This window comes from Arenimonas daejeonensis (genome assembly GCF_007993735.1).
Lineage (GTDB): Bacteria > Pseudomonadota > Gammaproteobacteria > Xanthomonadales > Xanthomonadaceae > Arenimonas > Arenimonas daejeonensis.
The window spans coordinates 824,981-850,355 of sequence record NZ_CP042453.1; the positions used below are offsets into that span (position 1 = coordinate 824,981).

Consider the following 25,375-nt stretch of genomic DNA (forward strand, 5'->3'; position numbering starts at 1 on the left):
GCAGGTGCCGCGTAGGGCAGGAGGCCCGGGATCGGCCGGAAACGCGTTGTCTGCAGGCGCAGATCTCAACGAAGAGGCTGAGGTAGTGTTAGTGATGATTTACGGAGTGCCGCGCCAATGAAACCAGTTTGCAGAACTTGCGGCTTTCCTCTTGGTCAGTTTCGGTTGTTCAGTCAGAACTGCAAAAGGTGCGGAAGCAAGCACGTCGCCCGGCCTGGTTTCTCTTGGGTCCGAGGCGTCATCGGCATCCCTGGTGCCCGTACTCTGGTTCGCGTCCCTTTTTCTTCCCATCTCGATGGGGATGAAGTTGGTGGGAGTGCCCATGCTGCTTGTCGTTATAGGCGGTTGGATAACTCTTGGTAGTCAGCGCTGGGTGCAAAAATAGACGTGGCGCGCCAACATCTGAATCCGGTTAGGCACATGACGCACAAGGCCCGCACTTGGCCTGCTGCCGGTTTCACGGACACCCGGGCCATCGGCGGTTATTTCTCCCGCCGCCAGTTGACCGACGCCGCACTCTCGTTGCCCTGTTCGACGCTGATGTCGAAGTCGCGGGTCAGCAGGTATTTCAGCGTCACCACCTGGCCGGTGCCGATCAGGGACACGCCGTAGCTCAGGAACAGCCGCGGCGACACGTATTTGCCGACGGTGAAGGTGGCGCCGCCGAGGTTGCGCGAATCGGTGACGCCGGCTTCGTCCAGGCCCAGCTGCGAGGTCAGCTGCTGCGCGACCAGGCCGCCGCCGGCGCCCAGTGCCATCGCCGCGCTGCCCACCTGCTGGCTTTCGTTGCCGGTGGTGGTGCTGAGCGGGCGGCCGAACACCAGCCAGGACAGCGCCTCGCTGGTTTCCATCGCCGGCACCGAGACGATGGTGGTGTCCGGGCGGTTGGCGGTGCCGCGCACCTGCACGCCGACGATCACTTCCTCGAACTCGCGCTCGGCGCGGATGTCCAGCGCCGGGTTGTCGTAGGGCGAGTCGACGAAACTCAGGCGCGCACGCTCGATCGTCAGCGCGCGGCCGTAGGCGGTGTACTTGCCGCTGACCTCCAGCGTGCCGTTGGCGATCGCGCGGTGGCCCGGCGATTCGCGCAGGCCGAGGCTGCCGGTCATCTTGCCGTCCAGGCCGAAGCCCTTGAGACTCACTTCGTCGCCCAGGGTGACGCGGAAATCTAGGTCCAGCGGCGTGGCGCGTTCGCGCGGGCCGTCCAGCGGGTCGAGCACCACCACGTCGGGCGATACGTCGACGCTGGAATCGAGCGCTTCCAGGTCCACGCGCGCTTCCGGCACGGTCAGGGTGCCACGCACTTCCAGCCGGCCTTCGAGCCAGCGCAGCGTGAGGTCGGAATCGGCGACGACATAGAGTTCGGCGGTGCTGGCGATGGTGACGCCCTTGCCGATCAGCACCAGCTGCAGCGGCGCCGTGTCGTCGCGGAAGTTCAGGCTGCCGTCCAGGTGCAGCAGGCCTTCGCCGGAAGTCACCTGGCCGTCCAGGCGCACCGCGCCGTCGGGCGTGCCCACGAGCTTGAATTCGCCGCCGTGCAGCTTCACGCCCAGCGCCGGCAGTTCCGTGGCGAAGCCCTGCAGCCGCGCGGTGCCCGACAGCGCGGGTTCGGCGCGGGTGCCCGCGACCTGCAGGCGGCCCTGCAGTTGGCCCTCGGGTGCGGCCAGGTCTTCGGAGAACAGTTCCAGCCAGGTGAGGTCGCGGATGTCGAGCTCGAATTCGCCGTCGATCGGCGAACTGTCGTCGCGGCCGGTGCGCAGCCGGGCGCGCACGCTGCCTTCGTCGGTGAGCGCGGCGTTGAGATCGCCTTCCACCGTGTCGCCGTCCACGGTCAGCTGCAGCACCAGGCCGGTGTAACCCAGCACCTCGCGTTCCAGTTCCTCGTCCAGGCGCAGCGCGCCGCTGTCGGAGGTGATGCGTGCGTCGCCACGCCAGCGGCCGTCGTTGGCGCGGTGCAGGTCGGCCCGGGCGTCGAGCGTGCCGTCCATCTGCAGGTCCAGCGCCGGGTCGGGCGACAGCCAGGGCTGCGCCAGCGCCAAGGGCACAGCATCGCCCTCCACGGTCACCGAATTGCCGGTGGCGGCGATGCACAGCCGGCCGCCCACCGTTTCCGCCACCAGGCAGCTGCGCTCGAGCTGCAGCACTTTCGGCCCGTAACGGAAATCCGCGCCGTCTTCGAGATTGAGCACCGGCGCCTGTTCGGCGGCGATGCGCAGTCGTTCGAGGCGGCCATTCCAGTCGGCGCCGCTGCGGGCGGCGCTGCCTTCCAGCGAAAGTTCGCCATGTTCGCCGGCGGCCTCGCCCTGCAGCCGCAGCGCGGCGACGCTGCCGGTGCCGTTCACGGCCAGGCGGTCGAACACCAGGCCGGCGAGCACCAGTTTTTCACCCGCGATCTCGAAGCGGCCGTTGTCGCCGCGCGCGGGCAGGGTGCCGGACAGGTGCAGTCTGTCGGCGCGCTGGTCGTCCCAGACCAGGCTTTCGCCCTGCAGTTGCGCGCTGTAGTCGGGCGCGGCGGCCGGGCCGCGGATCGCCAGCGTGCCCTGCAGCGTGCCGCTGGCGCCGGCCAGCACGTCGGCCAGGTGCAGTGGCGAAAAGCTCGCGTCCAGGTCGTACACCGCGCCAAAACCGCCACGTGCTTCGATCACGCTGCTGCCCAGAAGCAGCGAGGTTTCGCCGGTGCCGCGGTCGCCGTTCCACTCCGCGCTCAGGTGGCCTGACACCGGACGCTCGCGCAACACGCCCTGGAGCTTTTCCACCCGTGCCTTTCCGTGCCAGGTGCCGTCCGCGCGTCGTTCCGCGTCTGCGGTCAGTTCGCCATTCAGCGCACCCGGATAGTCGGGCAGGAAATAACCGGGATCGAATCCGGCCAGGCCGGCCTGCAGTTCGAACGCCAGCATCGGCGACCAGCGCACGCGGCCGTGGCCGTCGAGCGAACCGGTCGGCGTGTCGGCGCGCAGTGTGTCGAACACGAGCTGCTCGCCATCGCCCTGGCCCGCGAGTCTGACGGTGGCCTGTTCACCCGCACGTTCGAGCGTGGCGTCGCCGGAAATCGTCCAGGCCTCAAAACGACCGGCGGTGCGCACTTCGCCGCTTGCAGTCACGGTCTGCGCGCCGGGTTCGGCGCTGGCCGGTTCCAGGCGCAGGCCCGGGCTCGACAGCAGGGCGTCGAATTCCGAGTGTTCGCCATCTAGCTGCAGGTCGCCGGTGATGCGCAGCGGGCCCTGCGGCAGGACCAGCTGCAGCGGTTCGACCTGCAGGTGCTGCTGCGCCAGCACCAGTTGCGAAGGTTCGATGCCGACGCGCCAGTCGCCCTGGTGCAGTTCGCCGGTGAGTTCCGCGGCGCCGCCGCGGCCGCTGGCATCGAGCTGCCAGCGCCAGGACTCGCCCGCCGCGGCGCCGAAAATCACGGGGTCGAAACCGCCGGACTGCGTCGCCATCGTCCACACCGGCACCGACGCCGATTCACGCAGTTCGAGGCTCAGCGACAGCGGCTCCGGCGCCTGGCCGGCGAGGTCCAGGCGCATGTCGTCCAGGTCGCCCTTCGCGCTCAGCTGCAGGTGCGCGGCGGGCGCGGTGTCGGTGGCGGGCACGGCCAGGGTCGCGGCCAGGTCGGTGCGGAAGTCGCGGTCCGGGAGGTAGTCGCCCTTCAGCGTCAGCCGGCCGCGCGGGCTGTCCAGCGTGAGTTCCTCGAGCGTGAAGCCGTCGTGGGCCAGGTCCAGCTGGCTCGCGTCCAGCTGCGTGATGTCGAACAGCGTCGCCGCGTCGCGTTCGATGCGCAGGCCGCTGACATCGAGTGCGGTGGTGCGGATGCGCAGCGGCATCGGCAGCCGCGGCAGCACCTCGGGCCAGGTCGGCAGCGTGAACGGCTCATCGGCGGCGGGTGGCAGCACCAGCACGGCGCCGTCCACTTCCAGCCGGTCGAGTTGCAGGCGGCGGCCGAGCACCGGCAGCACCTGCGGGTCCAGCATCACGCGTTCGGCGCTGAACACCAGGCCGTCGTCCTGCACGTAACGCAGGCCGTGCAGCACCAGCGGGCCGCTGATCGTGCCTTCCGCGCGCTGCCAGCTCAGCGAATCCGGCGGCAGCAGCCGCAGCACGCGGCCCAGCAAGGTGTCGCGGCCGCCGGTGGTGTCCAGCAGCCAGTACAGCAGCGCGACGGCCGCCAGCACCAGCACGCCGGCGGCCAGGCCGAAGCGGCGCAGCCAGCGCTGCCGGCGCGTGCGCGGCGGTTTCGGCGCGCGGGCGGCGGGCGTGTTCATACATCCGGCCCGATGTTGATGTGCAGGCGCACCGCCTGCTGGGCGTCGTCGCCGAAACCGTGCGCGATGTCCAGCCGCACCGGCCCCACCGGCGAACGCCAGCGCACGCCGAAACCGGCGCCGATCTGCAGGTCGTAGTCGCTGCGCCCGTCGAAGGCGTCGCCGCCGTCCACGAAGAAGGCGCCGCCCCATTCGCGGGTGAACATGCGCTCGAATTCGACGCTGCCCACCAGCAGGTGCTTGCCGCCGAAGACGTAGCGGTTGCCGTCGGGTTCGATCAGGAAGCCGCCGATTTCCTTGTAGCCGTAGCCGCGCACGCTGCGGTCGCCGCCGGCGTAGAAACGCAGCGACGGCGGGAAGTCGTCGAACTGGCCGCTGAGGGTGGTGCCGGCCTCGCCGCGCAGCAGCAGGCGATTGCGGGGGCCGAAGGCGCGCACCCAGCGGCCCTCGGCGCGCATCTGCAGGAAGTCGATGTCCGAACCGACCGAACTGTCGCCGGCGCGCAGTTCGACGGTCAGGCCCAGGGCGCGGCGCGGATACAGCAGGTCGTCGGCCTCGCTCCACTTCGCCCACAGCGAGGGATAGAACAGGGTGCTGTAGGCGAAGTCGCGGCCGCTGGCGTCGTTGAATACTTCGTAACGTTCGCGCCGGAAGTTGACGGCGGCGATCAGGTCCCACTTGCCCAGGCGGCCGCTGCGGCTGCCGATCAGTTCCGCCAGCTGGTTGGTGAAGTCGTCGATCGTTTCCTCGCGCGCGCTGGCGCTGAGTGCGTACCAGCCGTCCAGCCAGGCGAAGGCCGGGATGCGGTACTGCGCCGTGAGGTCGCTGCGGCGTTCCGCCAGGCCCACCAGACTGCGCAGCTTGTGGCCGCGGTCGTTCACCCAGCGCCGGTCGATGCCGGCGGTCACGCCCAGGCCGGTGTCGGTGCCGTAACGCAGGCCGGCCGAATAGACGGTGCGCTTGCCCGGGGTCAGCGCCACCTTCACCGGCACGAGGCGTTCAGCGTCGGCCTGTTTGGGGTCGGCGCTGATGTCGATGGCGCCGAAATAGTCGAGCTCGGACAGCGACTTCTGCAGTGCCAGCAGCTCCTTCTGGTCGTAGGCTTCGCCCGTCTGCCAGGGCACCAGTTTTTCCAGCAGTCCGGGGCGGAACTGGTGGCCTTCGAACGTGGCCGGGCCCAGCCGGTAACGTTCGCCGCTGATCCAGGCCAGTTCGATGTCGGCCGCGCGCTCGGCGCGGCTCACCGTCACGCGGTGCACGGTCTGCTCGGCATCGAAATAACCCAGCTCGGCCAGGGCGCGGTCCATGCCAGCCTTGCTGTTTTCGTAGGTGCCGTGGTGGAAGGGCTGGCCCGTGCGCGGGCGGAAACGCTCCAGCCGGCGCATCAGCGCGCTTTGCGATTCGGCCGGTCCGGTCAGCGTAACGTCGTGGCCGCGCACGCGCACCGGTTCGCCCAGCACCACGGTGACCACGACGGTGACCTGTTCGCCGGTGCGCTGCACTTCGGTCTGCACGTCGGGTTCGTAATAGCCGAACGGCTCGAGCGCGCCGCGGGCCTCGCGCGGGGCGCGGCGCAGCAGGTAGGACAGCCGGGTTTCGGTCAGCAGCTTGCGGCGGTTGGGGTTGAGCCGCTCCAGCGACAGCGCGTCGGCGACGTTGTCGCGCATCTCCACGTCGGCCAGGCCGCGGATCTCGACGGCCTGCAGCTCCAGTGCCCGCGCCGCGGGGACGGAAAGGCAGAGGGCGGCGACCAGGAAAAGCAGGCGGGCGGGGGAGAGGTCGGCATGCCGGACAAGGATAACCGCTGCCCATGTTCGGACTTCGCGAGCGTCGCCGGACAGAAGTCGCGTCCGAATGCCCTCTTGCGTCCCGCGCGCGTTGCAAATAAGATTGATTCGCATTAGCTAGCCAGTCCGGCCAAGCCAGCCCCGACTTTGGGGAACTCCATGTCTGCCACGTCCTCCCCGACGGCCCGCCGCCTGCCGGCGCCCCGACTCGTTTCGCTCGCCATCGCCTCGGCCCTCGCGGCCGCCGCCCTGCCGGTAGCCGCCGCCCCGGCCGCCGACCTGTCGGCCGAAGCCGGCATGGCCGCGGCCGGCACCGCCGACAACGCCACCCGCCTGGACGGCATCGAGGTGACCGGCGAGCGCGTGAGCAAGCCGTCCTCGCCCAAGTACACCGAGGCCCTGCTGGACACGCCGCAGACGATCACCGTGGTGGACAAGGCGACCATGGACCAGCAGGGCCTGCTGGGCCTGCGCGACATCCTGAGCACCCTGCCGGGCATCACCTTCGGTGCCGGCGAAGGCGGCGGCGGTTACGGCGACAGCATCAACCTGCGCGGTTTCAGCGCCAACGCCGACATCACCGTGGACGGCGTGCGCGACAGCGCCCAGTACAGCCGCACCGACAACTTCAACCTCGATGCGCTGGAGCTGATCAACGGCGCCAACTCGGTGTACTCGGGCGCCGGTTCGGTCGGCGGCAACATCAACCTGGTCAGCAAGACCGCGATGCTGGAAGACTTCAACGTGGTCACGGTCGGCGCCGGCACCGACAGCTACGGCCGCATCACCGCCGACAGCAACCAGGTGATCGGCGACGACACCGCCCTGCGCCTGAATGCGATGGTGCACCAGAACGACGTGCCGGGCCGCGACTACGAGAACTTCGAGCGCTGGGGTTTCGCGCCGTCGCTGGGCCTGGCCCTGGATTCGGACACCCGCTTCACGCTGAGCGCCTTCATCCAGCGCGACGACAACATCCCGCAGTACGGCGTGCCGTATTTCTCGGGCTACGGCGGCCTGCTGCCGGGCGCGGACATCGGAGGGTATTACGGCTACCACAACATCGACCGTCAGGAGATCGAGAACGACACGGTCACCGGCGTGTTCGAACACGACTTCAACGACAACCTGAGCCTGCGCAGCCTGGCGCGTTACCAGCGGGTCGAGCAGACCACGGTGGTGGACGCGGTGCAGGGCACCTGGTGCCTGGACAGCGGCATCAACCCGGCCACCAACGCGGCCTGCGCGCCCCTGCCGGGAACGCTCGTGCCGCAGCCGGCCGGCAGCTACCAGCCCAGCGGCCCGCGCGGCCTGCAGCGCGACACACAGAACGGCCTGGCGGTCAGCCAGACCGACCTGACCGCGCGCTTCACCACCGGCACGGTTGAACATGCCCTGGTCGCCGGCGTCGCCTTCACCCACGAAAGCTTCGAGCTCGAGACCGGCCGCGTGCTGAACAATGCCGACGGCAGCCCGGTGCCGCTGCCACTGATGGACCTGTCGGACCCGGATTCGACCTGGACCGGTCCGGTGAACTATTTCCGCACCGCCAAGTCCGCCGGTTCGCTCGACAACCAGGCGATCTACGTGTTCGACACCCTGAAGTTCAACGAGCGCTGGATGCTGAACCTCGGCGCGCGTTACGAGCACAACGAGGGCGACAGCGAAAGCTGGCTGGTCAAGACCTACGACGCCACGCCCGGCGCCGACAACAGCGGCCTCGGCCAGGTGCTGGCCAGGAACCCGTCGTTCGAGAACGAGGAGAACCTGTTCTCCTGGCGCACCGGCGTGGTGTTCAAGCCGGCCGGGAACGGTTCGGTGTACCTGAGCTACGCCAACAGCAAGACGCCGTCCAAGGCCTCGGTGAACGGCGCCTGCAACGCCACCACCTGCAACGTGGACCCGGAGGAAGCGCAGAACATCGAGCTGGGCACCAAGTGGGACCTGCTGGACGAGCACCTGGCGCTGACCGCAGCGGTGTTCCGCAACGAGCGCACCAACTACAAGGTCGCCGACTTCGACCCCGCCAACCCCAGCGGCGAGCAGCAGCTCGACGGCGAGGCGCGCGTGGACGGCATCACGCTGGGCATCGCCGGCAAGCTGACCGACGCCTGGTCGATCTTCGCCAACGCCACCTTCCTCGACAGCGAAGTGCTGCAGTCGGTGTCCGACTACTGCCTGGCCAACCCGGGCCTCAACGGCTGCACCAACACGCCGGACAATCCGGATCCGGACCGCGGCAACCGCATCATCAACACGCCCGAGAAGTCCGCCAGCCTGTGGACCACCTACGCGTTCGCGCCGGACTGGACCGCCGGTTACGGCATCACCTCTCAGGGCAGCTTCGACGGCGGCCGCGTCGCCGGCGCGCCGGACGTGAAGGGTTACACCACGCACCGGGCGATGGTGGCCTGGCAGCTCAATCAACAGTTCGCGCTTCAGCTCAATGCCAACAACCTGTTCGACAAGGAGTACTTCATCCGCGTGCGCAACAACGGCTGGGCCACGCCCGGCGAAGCGCGCTCGGTGGTGCTGAGCGCCAGCTACCAGTTCTGATTCGACCAAGGCACGCCCGCGGCGACGCGGGCCCACCCAGGAGTCCGCCATGCTGCTGCACGTACCGAATGTTTTGAATGCAGAACAGGTGGCGCACTTCCGCCAGCGCCTGGCCACCGCCGGTTGGGCCGACGGCAGGCTGACCGCCGGCTACCAGTCGGCGCAGGCCAAGGACAACGCGCAGCTGCCGGATTCCGATCCGGTGGCGCGCGAACTCGGAGGTCTGGTGCTGGATGCGCTGGGCCGCAGCCCGCTGTTCTTCAGCGCGGCGTTGCCCAGGCGGATCTTCCCGCCGCTGTTCAACCGCTACGCGGGCGGGCAGTCCTTCGGTTTCCACGTGGACAACGCCATCCGCTACGAACGGGGTGCGGGCGGCGCGCAAGCGCCGGTGCGCACCGACATTTCGGCCACCCTGTTCCTCAATGCGCCCGAGGACTACGACGGCGGCGAATTGGTGATCCAGGACACCTACGGCACGCAGCGGGTGAAGCTGCCGGCCGGCGACCTGGTGCTGTACCCGGGCACCAGCCTGCATAAGGTGACGCCGGTGACCCGCGGCGAACGCCTGGCCTCGTTCTTCTGGCTGCAGAGCCTGGTGCGCGATGCCGGCCAGCGGCGCGAACTGTTCGAACTCGACCTCGCCATCCAGCGCCTGACCGTGGCCGCGCCGGGCAATCCCGCCCTGGTGCAGCTGACCGGCGTTTACCACAACCTGCTGCGCCGCTGGGCGGACGCCTGAGCCGGAGCCCATGTTCAAGAACCTGATCTTCCAGCTGCACTGGCTGCTCGGCATCACCGCGGGCCTGGTGCTGGCCGTGGTCGGCATCACCGGCGCGATGCTGTCGTTCGAACACGACCTGCTGAAGGCGATGAACCCCGGCGTGATGACCGTGCCGGCGCAGGCCCGCGCGCTGTCGCCGGCCGAACTGCTGGCGCGCATCGCCGTCGCCGAACCTGGGAAAACCGTGCAGTCGCTGAGTCTGCCGGGCGACCCGGAAGAGTCGGCGCGCGTCGGCTTCGCGCCGGCGGCCGACGCCCGGCCCGGACCAGGCGGCCGCGTGCGCGGTGAGACGCGCTACGTGGATCCCTACACCGGCCAACTGCTCGGCCAGCCGAAGGGCGAAGGTTTTTCCGGCTGACGATGCAGATCCACCGCTGGCTCGCCGCCGACGCGGTGGGCAAGCAGATCGTCGGCGCGTCCACGATCGCGCTGATCTACTTCTGCCTGTCCGGCCTCTACCTGCGCTGGCCGCGCAAATGGCTGGACTGGCGCGCCTGGCTGCGGCTGGACTGGGCGCAGAAGGGCCGCAGTTTCCTCTGGCACCTGCATTCGGTCGTCGGCACGTGGGTGCTGGTGGCGTATCTGGTGATGGCCTTGACCGGGCTGTTCTGGTCCTACGACTGGTACCGCAGCGGGCTGTACACGATCACCGGCACGCCGGTACCGGCGCAGGGGTGGGCCGGCGGCCGCCACGCCGCCGCGTGACGGGGTGAAGCGCGCGGAGGCGGCTCGCGAGGGTGCGCGTGGCGACGCGGCGTCGCGCGAACGTGCCGAGGCGCCTGCGTCGCTGGACATCGCGGCGGCCTTCGCCGCGTTCGAGACGGCCGTGCCGGCTTATTCCAGCGTGAATCTGCGCTTCCCGGGCGGGCCGGGGCAGCCGGTTGAATTCATTTATCAGGATCCGGACCCCGCGCACGAGCGCGCGCGAACAACCGCGTTGTATTCGATCCGGGCACGTGGGCGGTCGTGGCGCACGAACGTTATGACGACAAGCCCGCGGGCCAGAAGATCATGGCCAGCATCTTCCCGCTGCACAGCGGCGCGTTCTTCGGCTTGCCGGGCCTGATCCTTTTCATGATCGCCAGCCTGGCGATGCCGCTGTTCGCGGTCACCGGCTGGATGCTCTACCTCGACCGCCGGCGCAAGAAGCGCGAAACGCGTGCGGCCCGGTCCGCACTGGCGCCCGCGTCGGGCAAGGGCGACGACCTGCTGGTCGCGTTCGCCAGCCAGACCGGCACCGCCGAACGCCTGGCCTGGCAGACCGCGGCCGGCCTGCAGTCGGGCGGGCTGGCGGCGCGCGTGCTTCCGCTGGCGTCGCTGGACGTGGCGACGCTGGCGAAAACGCCTCGCCTGCTGATCGTCGCCAGCACCTTCGGCGAAGGCGATCCGCCGGATGCGCTGCGGGGTTTCGCCCGCCGCGTGCTCGGTGCGCCGGCCTCCCTGGCGGGCCTGAAGTACGGCCTGCTGGCGCTGGGCGACCGCAGTTACGAACACTACTGCGGCTTCGGCCAGACTTTGGAACACTGGCTGCGCCAGCACGGCGCCACGCCGCTGTTCGACACCGTGGCCGTGGACAGCGGCGATGCCGGTGCACTGCGGCACTGGCAGCACCACCTGTCGGTGCTGGCGGGCGCGACCGAGCTGCCGGACTGGAGCGTCCCGCGTTACCAGGCCTGGCCGTTGCTGGCACGCGAGCACCTCAACCCCGGCAGCCCCGGTGGCGAGGTCTACCGCCTGGCGCTGCAGCCGCCGGCGGGTGCGATCTGGTCCGCCGGTGACATCGTCGAGATCGGTCCGCGCCACGGTGAGGCCGAGGTCGCCGCGTGGCTGCTGGCCAGCGGGCACCTGGCATCGGCGTCGGTGCAGTGGCAGGGCGACGCCATCACTTTGGGCGCCGCGTTGGCGGCGTCCCGCCTGCCCGACGCCGACGCGGCGCGCGGACTGGACGCACAAGCCCTGGCCGACACGCTGGAACCCCTGCCGCACCGCGAATATTCGATCGCCTCGCTGCCCGCCGACGGCCGGCTGGAACTGCTGGTGCGGCGCATGTTCCGCCCTGACGGCCGCCTGGGCCTGGGTTCGGCCTGGCTGACCCGCGACGCGCCTGGGGGCGCCGATCGCGGCGCGGGTCAGGCCAACCCCGGCTTCCACGCACCGCAGGACGCGCGGCCGCTGATCCTGATCGGCAACGGCACCGGCATCGCCGGGCTGCGCGCCCTGCTGCGCGCCCGCATCGTCGCCGGGCAGGGCCGCAACTGGCTGCTGTTCGGCGAGCGCACGCAGGCCCATGACGCCTACTTCGGCGACGAGGTCGCATCGGCCCAGGCGCGTGGTTTCCTGGCACACGCCGACTTCGCCTTCTCGCGCGACCAGCCGGAACGTGTGTACGTGCAGCAGCGCCTGCGCGAACAGTCGGCGCGCCTGCGCGAGTGGGTGGGCCTGGGCGCGTCGATCTACGTCTGCGGCAGCCTGCAGGGCATGGCGCCGGGCGTCGAAGCGGTGCTGGCCGAGGTGCTGGGCGCGGAGACGGTCGAACGGATGGCCGAAAGCGGCCGCTATCGCCGCGACGTGTACTGACGGAAACGGAAAAGGCCGGGCATGACCCGGCCTTTTCTTTCACGCCGCCACCGCGGGATCAGCTCGCCGACAACTGCTCCACTGCCGCGACAGCCGCGAACCGGTCCGCCACCTGCTTGAGCAGCGCCAGGCGGTTGTCGCGCAGCGACTCGTCCCCGGCCATCACCATCGTGCGCTCGAAGAAGTTGTCCACCGGGCCCTGCAGCTGTGCCAGGCGCTTGAGCGTGCCGATGTAGTCGCGCTGGGCCAGCAGCGGGCCGGTGTCCACCAGGGCCGTGGCCAGCGCACCGTGCAGGGACTGTTCGGCGGGTTCGACCAGTTTCGACGCGTCGACGCTGGCCGGAATCGGGGTCTCCACCTTGCGCAGGATGTTGCGGATGCGTTTGTTCGCGGCCGACAGCGAAGCCGACTCGCGCATCCTGGCGAACTCGGCGATCGCCTTCAGTCGGCGGTCGAAATCCAGCAGCGAGGTCGGGCGCACGTCGGCCACGGCGTCGAACTGCACGCCCGGCACGCCCTGGTCGGCGTAATAACCACGCAAACGATCGAGGATGAAGTCCTGCAGTTCCTGCGTGTCCAGCACCAGCCCGGCCGGCAGCGAGCGGGCGGCGGCATCCAGCAGCACCACCAGGTCCAGCTCCAGCTGCGCTTCGATGACGGTGCGCGCCAGGCCCAGCGCATTGCGGCGCAGCGCGAACGGGTCCTTGTTGCCGGTGGGCTTGAGGCCTGCGGCGAAACCGCCGGCCAGGGTGTCCAGGCGCTCGGCGATCGCCAGCACCTGGCCCAGCTTCGACGGTGCGATCGCATCGCCGGCGAACCGCGGCTGGTAGGCCTCGTCGATGGCGTGGGCGATGTCGGCCGGCTGCTTGGCCGCGGTGGCGTAATACCGGCCGGCGATGCCCTGCAGTTCCGGGAACTCGTTGACCATGCGGCTCTGCAGGTCGGCCTTGCCCAGCAGCGCGGCGACCCGCGCGTGGTCGGCATTGCCGCCGGCCTTGAGCGCGACGATCTCGGCCAGGTGCGCCACGCGCGCGGCCTTGTCGGCCACGCTGCCCAACTTGGCCTGGTAGGTCACCGACTTCAGGCCCTCGGCCATCGAGGCCAGGCCCTGCTTCAGGTCCTCGTCGAAGAAGAACTGCGCGTCGGCGAAACGCGGGCGGATGACCCGCTCGTAACCCAGGCGGATCTGCGCCGGGTCCTTGCTGTCGAGGTTGGCGATGCCGATGAACTTCTCGCTGAGCTTGCCGACCTTGTCGAGCACCGGGAAGAACTTCTGGTTGCTCTCCATGGTCGAGATCAGCGCTTCCTGCGGCACGCGCAGGAAACCGGGCTCGAAGCTGCACAGGATGGCCTTGGGCCACTCGACCAGGCAGTTCACTTCCTCCAGCAGCTCCGGCGGCACGCGCGCGCTGCCGCCGGCCTCGCGGGCGGCGGCGGCGATCTCGGCGCGCACGCGTTCTCGGCGTTCGTTCGGGTCGGCCAGCACATGCGCCGCGCGCAGGGCCTCCAGGTATTCGTCGGCCTCGTTCAGCCACACCGGCTTGGCGTGGTGGAAGCGGTGGCCGCGGCTCATGCGGTCGGCTTTCAGGCCCAGCACTTCAGCCTTGGCGGCGTCGCGGCCGAACAGGATCACCAGCCAGTGTGCCGGGCGCACGAAGCCGACATCGCGGCTGCCCCAGCGCATCGGCTTGGGAATCGGCAGGCCCTTGACCGCTTCGTTGACGATCTCGCCCAGCAGGTCGAGGGTGGCGGCGCCGGGACGCGAGCTGCGCGCGACGAAGCGCATGCCCTTGGCGTCGGTGACGCGGTCGAGCTGCTGCCAGTCCATGCCGTTCTTCTGCGCGAAGCCGAGCAGGGCGGGCGTCGGATTGCCGGACGCGTCCAGGCCGATGTTGGTGTACGGGCCGTGCACCTCGCTGTGCTGCACCGGCTGCTGCACGGCCACGGCCGGCAGGTAGCTGGCCAGGCGGCGCGGCGTGTACAGCGCACGCGCGGGCAACGCGCCGGCGTCGGGTTTGACTTCGATGCGGCGCGCGGCCAGGGCCTTCAGTACGCCGTCGTGGAAGGCCTGCGCGAGTTCGGGCAGGGCCTTGGGCGGCAGCTCCTCGGTGCCCAGTTCGATCAGCAGGGGCAGGAAATCAGCCATGCGCGGCCTCCGTGTCCGTGGTTTTCAGGCCCGGGAAACCGAGCTTCTCGCGCTGGGCGTAATAGGCCTCGGCGCAGGCGCGCGACAGCGTGCGCACGCGCAGGATGTAGCGCTGGCGTTCGGTCACCGAGATCGCGCGGCGGGCATCGAGCAGGTTGAAGCTGTGCGAGGCCTTGCAGACCTGTTCGTAGGCCGGCAGCGGCAGGCCGAGCTCGACGAGCTTGAGCGCTTCCTTCTCGCAGGCGTCGAAGCGGTGGAAGAGTTCCGCCACGTCGGCATGTTCGAAATTGTAGGTGCTCTGCTCGACTTCGTTCTGGTGGTAAACGTCGCGGTAGGTCACCGTGCCGTGCGGGCCGCGGGTCCAGACCAGGTCGAACACGTTGTCCACGTTCTGCAGGTACATGCACAGGCGCTCGAGACCGTAGGTGATCTCGCCGGTCACCGGCTTGCACTCCAGGCCGCCGGCCTGCTGGAAATAGGTGAACTGCGTGACTTCCATGCCGTTGAGCCAGACTTCCCAGCCCAGGCCCCAGGCGCCGAGCGTCGGCGATTCCCAGTTGTCCTCGACGAAGCGCAGGTCGTGCACCAGCGGATCGATGCCCAGCGCCTTGAGCGAGCCGATGTAGAGCTCGAGGATGTTGTCGGGATTGGGCTTGAGCACCACCTGGTACTGGTAATAACGCTGCAGCCGGTTCGGGTTCTCGCCGTAGCGGCCGTCGGTGGGGCGGCGGCAGGGCTGCACGTAGGCGGCGCTCCAGGGCTCGGGCCCGAGCGCGCGCAGGAAGGTGGCGGGGTGGAAGGTGCCGGCGCCGACCTCGAGGTCGAGCGGCTGGATCAGGACGCAGCCCTGTTCGGCCCAGTACTGGTTGAGCCTCAGGATCAGCTCCTGGAAGGTCGGTGCGGTCATCGCCGTTTCGCCGTGTCCAAAGCGGGCTAGTATAGCCGCGGCCCGCACCACTGCTTGTTCTGCGCCTGATGAAGCCTTTCCTGATCCTCGAGACCGGCACCCCCATCCCCAGCCTTCGTCGCCATGGCAGTTTCGGCCACTGGATCCGCGTGGCCGCCGGCCTGCACGGCCGCCAGGTGCGCCAGGTCCGGGTGATGGATGGCGAACCGCTGCCCGAGGCCCGCGACTACGCCGGCGTGCTGGTCACCGGCTCCGGCGCCATGGTCACCGAACGCGCGGACTGGAGCGAACGCTGCGCCGACTGGCTGCGCGCCGCCGCCGAGGCCAACCAGGCGCTGTTCGGCATCTGCTACGGCCACCAGCTGATCGCGCATGCGCTGGGTGGCAAGGTGGACTTCAACCCGCGTGGCCGCGAGATGGGCACGGTGTCGGTGCGCCTGCACGAGCCGGCGGCCCAGGATCCGCTGTTTTCCGGCCTGCCCACGCAGATCGCCGCCCAGGCCACCCACCTGCAGACCGTGCTGGCGCCGCCGCCGCAGGCCCGGGTGTTGGCCGATTCCGAACGCGACGACTGCCACGCCTTCCGCTGGGGCGACGCGGTCTGGGGCGTGCAGTTCCATCCCGAATTCAGCACCGGCATGATGCGGGGCTATATCCAGGCGCGTTCCGATGCACTGGCGAAAGAAGGCACCTGCCACCGCGGTCTGCTCGATGCCGTGAAGCCTGCGCCGCAGGCGCGGCGGGTGCTGCGGCGTTTCATCCACCTGGCGCACCAGCGCGCCCGCAAGCAAGGATCCGCATGAGCATTCGCAGTGTAGGCATGGCGTCCCCGTTCCGTTGGCTGATGAAGTCGCTGGACATCGGCCGGCGCCAGCCGGGCGCGCTGTTCGGCGGTTTCGCGCTGCTGCTGGTGATCGGCCTGATCCCGTCCGTCATCCAGATGGCGGTGCAGTACGGGCTGCAGCCCCCGGTGCCGGTGATGCTGACGGTGTACGCACTGGTGATGCTGGCCGGCCTGGTGATCATGCCGCCGCTGGCCGCCGGTGGCTTCCGCCTGGTCCACGCCTGCGAAACCGGCCAGCCGGCGCGCGCCACCGACGTGTTCGCGGTCTTCCGCGACCGGCCGGCCGCGGTGCGGATGATCCTGACGGCACTGCTGCTGATGGTGATCTACGTCGCGGTGTTCGTGGCGTTGGTGTTGATGCCCGGCGGCACCTACTTCGGCGAGATCATGCAGGTGGCCATGACCACGCCGCCCGGCCAGCAGCCCGACATGACCGGCCTGGAGCCGCCGCCGGGCCTGCTGCTGTGGACGCTGGGGGCGCTGTTCGCGGCGCTGGTGGTGGGCAACGCCTACATGCTGGCCTTCGTGCAGGCGTCGCTGGGTGGCCGCGGCCCGCTCGGTGCCACCGCCGACGGTTTTATGGGCACGCTGAAGAACCTGCTGCCGCTGATCGGTTTCGCGATCGTGCTGGGCATCGTCGGCTTCGTGCTGCTCTTCATCCTGATGCTGGTGCTGATCCTGGTGGTCGGCCTGCTGGCGATGGCCAGCCCGGTACTGGGCATGATCATCGCGATACCGGTCTACCTGGTCGTGGTGCTGGTGATCTACGTGGTGATGTTCGCGTTCTACTACCACGCCTGGCGCGAGATCTACGACGTACCGGTGGCACCGGTACCGCTTGCGGACGAGACCATCGTCGCCTGAAGGCTCAGGCCAGGCCGCCGCTGGCGACTTCCCACAGCAGCTGCACGTAACGCAGCACGATGAAGCCGAGCAGGCCGCAGTACAGCGCGGCCTGCAGCCACAGCCAGGCGCGCGCGCCACGCGGCATCGCCGCCGGTGCGCTGGGCGCGAGTTCGACCCGGGTGCCGGCGAGGTAGTCGTGCAGGGCGCGTTTGCCGGGCGTCCACGCCGCGATCGCATGGCCCAGGTTGAGCAGCAGCCACGAGGGCGCGGCGCCGAAGAAGCGCCCGGCGATGCGGCCCGGTCCCGCGCGCGCGCCGCTCATGTCGGTCACGCGCAGGCCGAAGATCCGTTTACCGGGGCTGGCCTGCCAGGGCGACGCCTCGCTGGCGATGAACCACGCCGCCGCCAGCACGACGTAGATCAGGCCGGCCTCCAGCAGCAGGTCGCACAGCGTGCCGGTCAGCGTGGTGACGCCGGCGCGCAGGGCCGGATCGGCGGCCCATTCGTTGGCCAACGTCAGCGGCGTGGCCTCGGGGCGCAGCAGTGCGCTGTCCAGCAGCTCCCAGAGCCTGCGCTGCAGCGATGCCAGGCCGTCCAGCAGTCCGGACCGATGCACCAGGTAGCGGCTCCAGCACAGCGGCAGGGCCAGCAGGCCGACCAGCGCCGCGTCCAGGCTGTAGGCGGCGTAGCGGCGCCAGAAGCCGGCCGGGGGATTCATCGCCTCAGGCGTCGGCGGTCCGGCGCCGCAGCAGGGCGCCGGCGATGATGCCCAGCTCGTAGAGCAGGCACATCGGGATCGCCAGCAGCAGCTGCGACACCACGTCCGGCGGCGTGATGATCGCGGCCAGGACGAACACGCCGACCACCACGTAACCACGCGCCTCGCGCAGCTGCGCCGGCGTCACCACGCCCAGCAGTACCAGCACGACCACCGCCACCGGCAGTTGAAACTCAGGCCGAAGGCCAGGAAGATCACCAGCACGAAGTCCAGGTACTTGGTGATGTCGGTCATCATCGCCACGCCCTCGGGCGTCACCGCCGTCAGGAAGCCGAACACCGTCGGCAGCAATAAGGAACCAGGCGAAGGCGCAGCCGGTGTAGAACAGCACCACCGCGGCCGCCAGCAGTGGCTTGGCCAGGCGTTTTTCGTGCTGGTACAGGCCCGGCGCCACGAAGGCCCAGGCCTGGTACAGCAGCACCGGCATGGTCAGCATCACCGCCGCGAAGAAGGCCAGCTTCACCGGCGTGAAAAACGGAGAGGCGACGTCGATGGCCACCAGCTGGCCGCCCGCCGGCAGTTTCGACAGCAGCGGCGCCGCGAACTGGCCGTACAGGCGGTTGGCGAACGGCAGCAGGGCCACGAACACCACCAGCACCGCCACCACCGCCTTGAGCAGGCGCGCGCGCAGCTCCAGCAGGTGGCCCATCAGGGATTCTTCGGGCTGGCCGGCGCGTCCGTTCATGGCGCGGGGGTCGCGGCGGGCCGGGAAGCTGATCGACGGCCCGGTGTCGTCGGGCTTGAGCTCGAAAGGTTCGGGTTCGATCCTGGGCTCGGGCTCGGGCCCGGCTTCGGCTTCAGTCGGTGCGGGCGGGATGTCCTGCACGGCGGTGGCGGCATCGGCGTCGGCGCGGGCTTCGGTTTCGACCTCGCGCAGCGTGTCGCCGACGTCCTTGCCGACACTTTCGACCTCGCGCCGCAGGTCCTGGGCCGGGTTGCCGACGCTGCGCTTGAGTTCGTCGGCGGCCATTTCGCGTTCGAATTCGGACTTCACCGAATACCACTGCGCGCGCGCCTTGCGCACCCACAGCCCGGTGAAGCGGGCCGCCTTGGGCAGGCGCTCGGGACCGAGCACCAGCAGGGCGACCACCGCGATCACCAGCAGTTCGCTGAATCCGATGTCGAACATGGGGCTGCCGCGCCCGGCCGGGGCCGGACTCAGGAATCCTTGCGCTGGCTGTCCTGGCTCTTCTCGCCGGCGCCGGTGTCGTCACGGCGCTCGCTGCCGATCTGCGACGGCGGCTCGTCCTTGCCCTTCAGGCCTTCCTTGAAGCCCTGGATGCCTTCGCCCAGGTCCTTGCCCACGCCCTTGAGCTTCTTGGTGCCGAAGATCAGCACGACGACCACGAGGACGATGATCCAGTGCCAGATGCTGAAGCTGCCCATGTGCGTGATTCCCGCTTGGTTTCGATGGGCGAAGGATAGCGCAGCCGGACCCCGGCCGCGCCGGCCATCAGTCCTGGGGCACGGTGTTTTCCTCGAGCCGGTCGCGGAAATCGACCACCGGGCTGGACGGCGCGTCCACCCGGCCCTCGAAGATCTGCCGGGGCGTGGTGTTGCGGCCATAGACCGCCTCGTTGGCCTTGTGGTTGATGCGCAGCACGGTGCCGTCCAGGGCCACGCCGGCGAACAGGCCGCGGGCGCGCGAATAGCTGTAGATCTCGGCCTTGAACTGCTCGTCGGTGCTGGCCTGGGCACTGCGGCCGACCGGACCGGCGGCCACGCTGGCGTCGGCACCTGGGTGAACTTGCCGTTGACGATGTTGTCCACGCCGCGCGGGCTGCGGAACACCAAGGATCACGTCGGAAGACTGCACGCCGGCCTGGAAGCCGATGCTGCCGCCGCCGAGCTTGATGAAGCTGGGGTTGGACCAGGTGCCGTCCGGGCTGCGCACCGAGATCAGGCCGGTGCCGCCACGGCCGCCGAGGAACAGGCCGGCCTTGACCACGTCCGGGATCACGGCGATGGCGTGGGCGTCGGTGAACATCTTCTCGGGCACCGACGTCTCCGGGATGCGCATGATCTCGCCCAGCACCCGGGCGGCGTCGGCGGCCTTGGTGTCTTCCTTCTGGCCGGCCAGCGCGGACGGGGACAGGACGATCAGCAGGACGAGGGCGGCGAACGGGGCCAGCAGTCGATTCATGGGGGTCTCCGGGTGGCGCGACGGGTCGAGTATGGTCGGCGGCAATGAACCGGGCGTGAGCCGCACCTTCATCCGGGCGATGATAGTTTGAGCGCAGCACACATGGACAGTTCCGCATGAGCCCGACTTTCCGCGACGCCCCGGCCAATGCCGGTCCCGGCCGCACCGCCCTGCTGCTGGTCAACCTGGGCACGCCCGATGCGGCCACGCCCTCGGCCGTGCGCCGTTACCTGGCCGAGTTCCTGCACGACCACCGCGTGGTCGAGCTGACGCGCTGGCTCTGGTGCCCGCTGCTGCATTTGGTGATCCTGCCGCTGCGCGCGGGCAAGGTGGCGCGAAATTACGCGTCGGTCTGGATGCCGGAAGGGTCGCCGCTGCTGGTGCATTCGTCGCGGCTGGCGCAGGCGCTGCAGCATGCGCTGCCCGATGTGGCGGTGCGGCTGGCCATGCGTTACGGCGGGCCGTCGATCGCCGACACCCTGCGCGCGCTCGAGGCCGGGGCATGACCCGGCTGCTGGTGCTGCCGCTGTATCCGCAGTATTCGGCCAGCACCAGCGCTTCGGTGCTGGACGCGGTGGCGAAGGAAATCGCGGGCTGGCGGCGCGTACCCGAACTGCGTTTCATCGCCGACTACCACGACGACGGCGGCTGGCTGGACGCGATGGAGTCGCGCATCCGCGCGCACTGGGACCTGCATGGCCGCGCCGAACGCCTGCTGTTCTCCTTCCATGGCCTGCCGCAGCGTTTCGAAACCGCCGGTGATCCTTATCCGCGCCAGTGCGAAGCCGGCGCACGCGCGCTGGCCGCCCGCCTGGGGCTGGCCGACGGCGACTGGCGGCTCACCTACCAGTCGCGATTCGGCCGCGAAAAATGGCTCGAACCCGCCACCGACAAAACGCTGGAACAGCTGGCGCGCGACGGCATGAAAACCGTTGACGTCGTCTGCCCGGGTTTCGCGGTGGACTGCCTGGAGACACTGGAGGAAATCGCCGTGCAGAACGCGGAAACCTTCCGGCACGCCGGCGGCGGCGAACTGCGCTACATCAGCGCCCTGAACAACGAACCCGGCCATGTCGCCGCATTGGCCGCGCTGTCGCGCCGGCATCTTCAAGGTTGGCCGCACTGATGCCACTGCGCGAGATCCGGCTGGGCAGCGCCCGCGGCGAGCTGGCGGCGCTGCGCGGCGGCACGCCCGGCGGCCCGAAGCTGCTGTGCCTGCACGGCTGGCTGGACAATGCCGCCAGCTTCCTGCCGCTGGCGCCGCACCTGCGCGAATTCGACCTGGTGGCGCTGGACCTGCCGGGGCACGGCGCTTCGGAACACCGCGCGCCGGGTTACGACTACGCCTTCGTGGACTGGATCCACGACGCGCTGGATGCGCTGGACGCGCTGGGCTGGGACTCCGCCGACTGGCTCGGCCATTCCATGGGCGGCGCCATCGCCAGCGCGGTCGCCGCCGCGGCGCCGGCACGGGTGCGGCGACTGGCCTTGATCGAAGCATTGGGGCCGGTGACCGGCGACGCCACCGGCGCCGGCAAACGCCTGCGCGATGCGGCCACGGCCCGGCGCACACTGGCCGCCAAGGCGCCGCGCGTGATCCCGGACCTGGACACTGCCGTGGCCGCGCGACTTGCCGCCAGCCGCATGACGCCGGAAGCCGCACGCCTGATCGTCGAACGCAATCTGCGGCAGGTCGAAGGCGGTTACGCCTGGCGCAGCGACCCGCGCCTGACCCTGCCCTCGCACCTGCGGTTGACCGAGGACACGGTGCAGTCGCTGCTGCGGGCGATCGAGGCACCGGTGCTGGTGGTCGCGGCCTCGCCGTCGCCGCCGTATTTCACGCCCGAAGTGCGGGCGGCGCGGCTGGCCTGCCTGGCACGGGGCCGGGTCGAGGTGATCGAGGGCGGGCACCACCTGCACATGGAACAGGCGGCGCGGGTGGCGGCGCCGCTGCGGGAATTCCTGCTGGAGGATGTCGCGCGGGGTTAGGGCGCCTGCAGGCTCAGCGAAACCACGGTCTGGCCTTCCATGTCCGGGCGCAGGTTCACCAGCATGCCGCGCTTGTCCTTCTCGAAGCCCAGCGCGGAACCTTCGGCGCCCTGCATGGACAGGGTTTCCTTCCAGCCCTGGTCGGCCTGGCCGGACTTGTAGTGCTCGTACAGCGCGGACATCGCTTCGGGGCTGCGCAGCACGACCGACTGCGCCGGGCCCAGTTTCATCACCGACACCACGGTGTAGTCGTCCGGCAGCACCACGTCCCTGGGGAAGTCGGGCGGCAGCGGCACGTTTTCGCCGGTGGTGTGCTGCAGCTGGCCCTCATCGGTTTCCATGGTCAGGGTGTTCTGGCCGTCTTCGCTCTCGAAGTCGACCTGGGCGCCGGTCTGCGCTTCCAGAGCCTGTTCGGTCAGGGTTTCGGTGGCCGATTATGGGCCTGTCCGCAAGCGGCCAGCAGGGTGGCCAGGACGGTGGCGGCCAGCAGGGGGCGGGTGGGAAACATGGCGGGCTCCGGAGGCGGGCAGGGCCCGGTTCGCGGGCCCTTTCAGCCAATCAAACGGGAGAGCCGGGCCTTCAAGGCCAGCCCTTCGCCGCGCAGATAATCCCGTTCGTCGCGCCATTCAGGCCAGCGGGCCTCGACCTCGCGCCAGAAGCCACGCGAGTGGTTGGCGTGGATCAAGTGGCAGAGCTCGTGCACCAGCACGTATTCGAAGGCGCCGGGGCGGCCCAGCACCAGGGACAGGTCCAGGGACAGGGCGTCGCCCGGGCTCAGTGACCCCAGAGCGAGGACAGCGGCCGCAGCTTGAAGCTGCTCGGTGGCCGCGGCAGGCCGGGCAGGTATTTCGGCATCCAGCGGCCCAGATCGTGGCGCGCCTGGCCGAGGTAGAAGTCGCGCAGGGCGGCGCGGGCCTGGGTGTCGCCGGCGCGTTCGGGCAGTTGCAGCACGACACCGTGTCCGCCAAGTTCGGCGCGGGCGTAGCGGCCGTCGCGCCATTCGATCGGCAGTTCGTGGCCGCGCAGGGGCAGGGTTTCGGTGCTGCCGCGGGTGAACGCTGCGGCAGCGGGCGCGGGCTGGCGCGCAAGCTGTTCGGCCAGCCAGTCGCGGTGTTCGTGCAGGAAGGCGAGGGCGAGCTTCTGCGAGGCGGCGCGCGGCAGGGTCAGCCGTGCGCCCTTGTCGGAGACGATCAGGCGCAGGCGGCGGGCGCGCGGGTCGCGCACCCAGCGCACCGGCACTTCGGTGCCGTCGGCCAGGGCCAGCGGCCGGATTTCGGTCGCGGGTGGAGCGGGGCGGATCAGGCGCAGGAACATGGGGTGACTCTAGCGCGAGTGCACACCCCTCCCAGCCTCCCCCTGCAAGCAGGGGGAGGAGCAACTGCCTGTCCCCCTCCCTGCTTGCAGGGGAGGGCCGGGGAGGGGTGGAACTTCGGAGCGTGGAATCAGGCCTCGGCAGCGCTGAACTTCAAGGCCGGCTCAAGCACCGCGAACAGCCGCTTGAGTTCGCCGGCCATCAGCGCATAACGGGCGTCGAGTTCGGCGCGCAGGCCTTCGTTCTCGGTGTTCTCGAGCTGGTCGACGGCGCCGTCGAGGAACTTGAGCTTGCGCACCACCAGGTCCTCGCCCAGCACGAAGCTGACGTGGTCGTCGAGGATGAGCGCCAGCTTGCTGACCTGCTTGCCGGACTCGAGATGTTTCCTGATCTCGTCGCACAGCAGTTCCTGGCGCTGGCACTTCACCACCGCGCCGCCATCGATCGGGTCCTTGAGCTCGCACTCATCGCCCAGCACCAGGCCGGCCGGCAGCGGTTCGCCGGCGATCCAGCCGGTGAGCACGGCGCGCGCCGAGGTTTCGGCGTTCAGCGGCAGCGCCGGGAAACTGCAGGGGCGTGCCGCAGTTCGGAGACGACGTTTTCGGCGGTCTTGCGCGAGCTGGCGTCCACCGCGATGAAACCGTGCTGCAGGTCGAGCGTGGCGCCGGTGCGCGTCGGGCGCACGAAGGCGCGCGGCAGCAGCTCCATCACCAGGTCTTCCTTGAGGCGCTTGCGGGCGCGGCCGCCGAGCTTGCGGCCTTCCTTTTCCTCGAGTGCGGCGATGCGCTTGCCGAGCTCGTCGTTGATGACGGCGCCGGGCAGCAGGCGGTCTTCGCCGCCGAGGGTGATCCAGATGGCGTCGCCGACGCGGTGGCTCATGGTGGCGTCATCGCGGCCGAAGGGCGAGATGAAACCACGCGACATCAGCTCGGACGGACCGACCGGCTTGAGCTTGCACTCCTCCAGGCGGGCGTCGAGTTCATCGAAGGATTTGGCGAGGGAAGCAGGAAAGCGGAAAAACGTCAGGTTGCGAAAAACATCAAACTTCCATTCAAAGAAAACAAAAAGGGGTCAGACAATATTTACAATTGAAGCCGGCGTTTGAAACGTTAATATTGTCTGACCCCTTTTTATTGTTGTTCGGGGTCGCTGGATAGCCAGGCGTGGGCGTCGGGTAGCGGGGAGTCCGTTTGGCGGCCGAGGGCGGCGAAGTCGAACAGCGACGGATCGGCGAGCTGCGAGGGTCGCACATCGGCCAGTGACCTGGCGATGGTGTCGATGCGGCCCGGGTGGTCCTTTTCCCACTGCGCCATCATTTTCCCGACCTGTTTGCGCAGCAGGTTCTCCTGCGAGCCGCAGAGCGTGCAGGGGATGATCGGAAAACGCTTCCACTCGGCGTACTCGGCGATGTCCGCCTCGCGCACGGTGGCCAGCGGCCGGATCATAAGGTGTTCGCCGTCGTCGCTGCGCAGCTTCGGCGGCATGGTGGCCAGTTTGGCGTGGAAGAACAGGTTCATGAAGAAGGTCGCCACCAGGTCGTCGCGGTGGTGGCCGAGCGCGATCTTGGTGAAGCCGTGGTCCTTGGCATGCTGGTACAGCGCGCCTCGGCGCAGGCGCGAACACAGCGAGCACATGGTCTTGCCCTCGGGCACCACGCGCTTGACCACCGAATAGGTGTCCTGCTCGATGATCGTATACGCCACGCCGAGCGACGCGAGGTAATCCGGCAGCACGTGCTCCGGAAACCCCGGCTGCTTCTGGTCCAGGTTCACCGCCACCAGCTCGAAGCGCACCGGCGCCTTCTTCTGCAGCTGCAGCAGGAGGTCGAGCATCGTGTAGCTGTCCTTGCCGCCGGACAGGCAGACCATCACCTTGTCGCCGTCCTCGATCATCCCGTAGTCGGCGATCGCCTGCCCGACCTGGCGGCGCAGCCGCTTGGCCAGCTTGTGGCGTTCGTGCGCCTGTTTGCGCGGGACGGGGTCTTGCAGCAGCAGGGTCATGACGGTGCGGTGGAGGGGTCGGCCGGGCATTTTACCCCTGTCGCCGGTCCGGCCGGAGGTTTAAGCTCGAATGGCACGGAGAGGACGCATGGCCGAGGAAGATCCCGCCAAGATCGCCGCCCAGCTGGTCGAGCTCAAGGTCGAACACCGCGACCTGGACGAGGCCATCGCCCGCCTCGCCGCCACCATCGAATCGGACGAGCTGGCGATCAAGCGCCTGAAGAAGCGCAAGCTCAAGATCAAGGACATGATCTCGACGCTGGAAAGCCGCCTGATCCCAGACCTGGACGCATGAGTGCATGCAGTCCGTTCAGGTTGACCCGCTCACCTGGACTGTCGGGTGCGGCTGGAATGTGAAATGTGCGGGAATCCGGCGTTCACATCCCTTGCTGGGGCAGGAGCTGCCGGGCCTTTCGCGAGGCGTCCCGCTGAAGCACAATCCGACCAGCG

At 69.3% G+C, this 25,375-nt stretch carries 19 protein-coding genes and 4 pseudogenes; 10 read left to right on the forward strand and 13 right to left on the reverse strand.

The features are described from left to right. Positions 1-482 precede the first annotated feature (482 nt). Positions 483-4,259: a translocation/assembly module TamB domain-containing protein gene (locus FRZ33_RS03975; protein ID WP_146907797.1), complete on the reverse strand. Its 3,777-nt coding sequence runs from the start codon at positions 4,257-4,259 to the stop codon at positions 483-485. Next, on the reverse strand, positions 4,256-6,160 hold the full coding sequence (locus tag FRZ33_RS03980) for an autotransporter assembly complex protein TamA (RefSeq protein WP_227978102.1): 1,905 nt from the start codon (positions 6,158-6,160) through the stop codon (positions 4,256-4,258). The genes FRZ33_RS03975 and FRZ33_RS03980 overlap by 4 nt, the downstream gene beginning before the upstream one ends. Before the next feature lie 45 nt (positions 6,161-6,205). Between FRZ33_RS03980 and FRZ33_RS03985 the strand changes: the two genes are divergently transcribed. The 5 genes from FRZ33_RS03985 to FRZ33_RS15920 all read left to right on the forward strand — a co-directional run bounded on the left by FRZ33_RS03985 (position 6,206) and on the right by FRZ33_RS15920 (position 11,960). Then, on the forward strand, positions 6,206-8,602 hold the full coding sequence (locus tag FRZ33_RS03985; RefSeq protein WP_146907801.1) for a TonB-dependent receptor: 2,397 nt from the start codon (positions 6,206-6,208) through the stop codon (positions 8,600-8,602). Between the two features lie 49 nt (positions 8,603-8,651). Further along, entirely contained in the window at positions 8,652-9,341 is a 690-nt protein-coding gene (locus tag FRZ33_RS03990; RefSeq protein WP_146907803.1) for a Fe2+-dependent dioxygenase, read from the forward strand. 10 nt (positions 9,342-9,351) lie between these two features. Then, positions 9,352-9,741 carry a PepSY-associated TM helix domain-containing protein gene (locus FRZ33_RS17925; RefSeq protein ID WP_146907805.1) on the forward strand — a complete coding sequence of 130 codons (390 nt, stop codon included), beginning with the start codon at positions 9,352-9,354 and terminating at the stop codon, positions 9,739-9,741. A 2-nt stretch (positions 9,742-9,743) separates the two neighbouring features. Beyond that, complete coding sequence (locus FRZ33_RS17930; RefSeq protein WP_146907807.1) at positions 9,744-10,088, forward strand: PepSY domain-containing protein; 345 nt, start codon at positions 9,744-9,746, stop codon at positions 10,086-10,088. A 261-nt stretch (positions 10,089-10,349) separates the two neighbouring features. Further along, on the forward strand, positions 10,350-11,960 hold the full coding sequence (locus FRZ33_RS15920) for a sulfite reductase subunit alpha (RefSeq protein ID WP_265468713.1): 1,611 nt from the start codon (positions 10,350-10,352) through the stop codon (positions 11,958-11,960). Between the two features lie 58 nt (positions 11,961-12,018). Here the strand turns inward: FRZ33_RS15920 and glyS are convergent, their stop codons facing one another. After that, positions 12,019-14,106, reverse strand: a complete 2,088-nt coding sequence (gene glyS, locus FRZ33_RS04010; protein WP_146907811.1) for a glycine--tRNA ligase subunit beta — start codon at positions 14,104-14,106, stop codon at positions 12,019-12,021. Continuing rightward, entirely contained in the window at positions 14,099-15,013 is a 915-nt protein-coding gene (gene glyQ, locus FRZ33_RS04015) for a glycine--tRNA ligase subunit alpha (protein ID WP_146907813.1), read from the reverse strand. The genes glyS and glyQ overlap by 8 nt, the downstream gene beginning before the upstream one ends. A gap of 68 nt (positions 15,014-15,081) precedes the next feature. On the opposite strand from glyQ, the gene FRZ33_RS04020 reads away from it, so the two are divergent. Both FRZ33_RS04020 and FRZ33_RS04025 read left to right on the forward strand, forming a co-directional pair. Continuing rightward, positions 15,082-15,816: a glutamine amidotransferase gene (locus tag FRZ33_RS04020; RefSeq protein WP_146907815.1), complete on the forward strand. Its 735-nt coding sequence runs from the start codon at positions 15,082-15,084 to the stop codon at positions 15,814-15,816. A 17-nt stretch (positions 15,817-15,833) separates the two neighbouring features. Then, positions 15,834-16,721, forward strand: coding sequence for a hypothetical protein (locus FRZ33_RS04025; RefSeq protein WP_146907817.1), 888 nt, complete (start codon positions 15,834-15,836; stop codon positions 16,719-16,721). Positions 16,722-16,725: 4 nt separating this feature from the next. Here FRZ33_RS04025 and FRZ33_RS04030 read toward each other — a convergent pair whose 3' ends face one another. From FRZ33_RS04030 to FRZ33_RS04050, 5 genes and pseudogenes are all read right to left on the reverse strand, one after another. Then, on the reverse strand, positions 16,726-17,421 hold the full coding sequence (locus FRZ33_RS04030) for an RDD family protein (RefSeq protein ID WP_146907819.1): 696 nt from the start codon (positions 17,419-17,421) through the stop codon (positions 16,726-16,728). A 4-nt stretch (positions 17,422-17,425) separates the two neighbouring features. Then, on the reverse strand, positions 17,426-18,307 hold the full coding sequence (tatC, locus tag FRZ33_RS04035) for a twin-arginine translocase subunit TatC (protein ID WP_322619031.1): 882 nt from the start codon (positions 18,305-18,307) through the stop codon (positions 17,426-17,428). Between the two features lie 113 nt (positions 18,308-18,420). Beyond that, positions 18,421-18,610: pseudogene (gene tatB, locus FRZ33_RS04040) on the reverse strand (Sec-independent protein translocase protein TatB); the annotation flags it as partial. A gap of 29 nt (positions 18,611-18,639) precedes the next feature. Further along, entirely contained in the window at positions 18,640-18,867 is a 228-nt protein-coding gene (gene tatA, locus FRZ33_RS04045) for a Sec-independent protein translocase subunit TatA (RefSeq protein ID WP_146907821.1), read from the reverse strand. A gap of 67 nt (positions 18,868-18,934) precedes the next feature. Beyond that, positions 18,935-19,624: a lipid-binding SYLF domain-containing protein gene (locus tag FRZ33_RS04050; protein WP_158637079.1), complete on the reverse strand. Its 690-nt coding sequence runs from the start codon at positions 19,622-19,624 to the stop codon at positions 18,935-18,937. 116 nt (positions 19,625-19,740) lie between these two features. Here FRZ33_RS04050 and hemH point away from each other — a divergent pair. Together hemH and FRZ33_RS04060 are read left to right on the forward strand one after the other, a co-directional pair. Beyond that, a pseudogene (gene hemH, locus FRZ33_RS04055) lies at positions 19,741-20,750 on the forward strand (ferrochelatase). Beyond that, positions 20,750-21,613, forward strand: a complete 864-nt coding sequence (locus FRZ33_RS04060; RefSeq protein ID WP_146907825.1) for an alpha/beta fold hydrolase — start codon at positions 20,750-20,752, stop codon at positions 21,611-21,613. The pseudogene hemH and the gene FRZ33_RS04060 overlap by 1 nt, the downstream one beginning before the upstream one ends. Here the strand turns inward: FRZ33_RS04060 and FRZ33_RS04065 are convergent. From FRZ33_RS04065 to ttcA, 4 genes and pseudogenes are all read right to left on the reverse strand, one after another. After that, positions 21,610-21,954, reverse strand: coding sequence for a hypothetical protein (locus FRZ33_RS04065; RefSeq protein WP_146907827.1), 345 nt, complete (start codon positions 21,952-21,954; stop codon positions 21,610-21,612). The genes FRZ33_RS04060 and FRZ33_RS04065 overlap by 4 nt on opposite strands. A 209-nt stretch (positions 21,955-22,163) precedes the next feature. Further along, positions 22,164-22,927 (reverse strand): annotated as a pseudogene (locus FRZ33_RS04070) (M48 family metallopeptidase). Positions 22,928-23,055: 128 nt separating this feature from the next. After that, positions 23,056-23,951: pseudogene (locus tag FRZ33_RS04075) on the reverse strand (recombination-associated protein RdgC). Between the two features lie 104 nt (positions 23,952-24,055). Next, positions 24,056-24,925: a tRNA 2-thiocytidine(32) synthetase TtcA gene (gene ttcA, locus FRZ33_RS04080; RefSeq protein WP_146907829.1), complete on the reverse strand. Its 870-nt coding sequence runs from the start codon at positions 24,923-24,925 to the stop codon at positions 24,056-24,058. Positions 24,926-25,013: 88 nt separating this feature from the next. On the opposite strand from ttcA, the gene FRZ33_RS04085 reads away from it, so the two are divergent. Next, positions 25,014-25,220 carry a YdcH family protein gene (locus FRZ33_RS04085; protein WP_146907831.1) on the forward strand — a complete coding sequence of 69 codons (207 nt, stop codon included), beginning with the start codon at positions 25,014-25,016 and terminating at the stop codon, positions 25,218-25,220. The last annotated feature ends 155 nt before the right edge of the window (positions 25,221-25,375 follow it).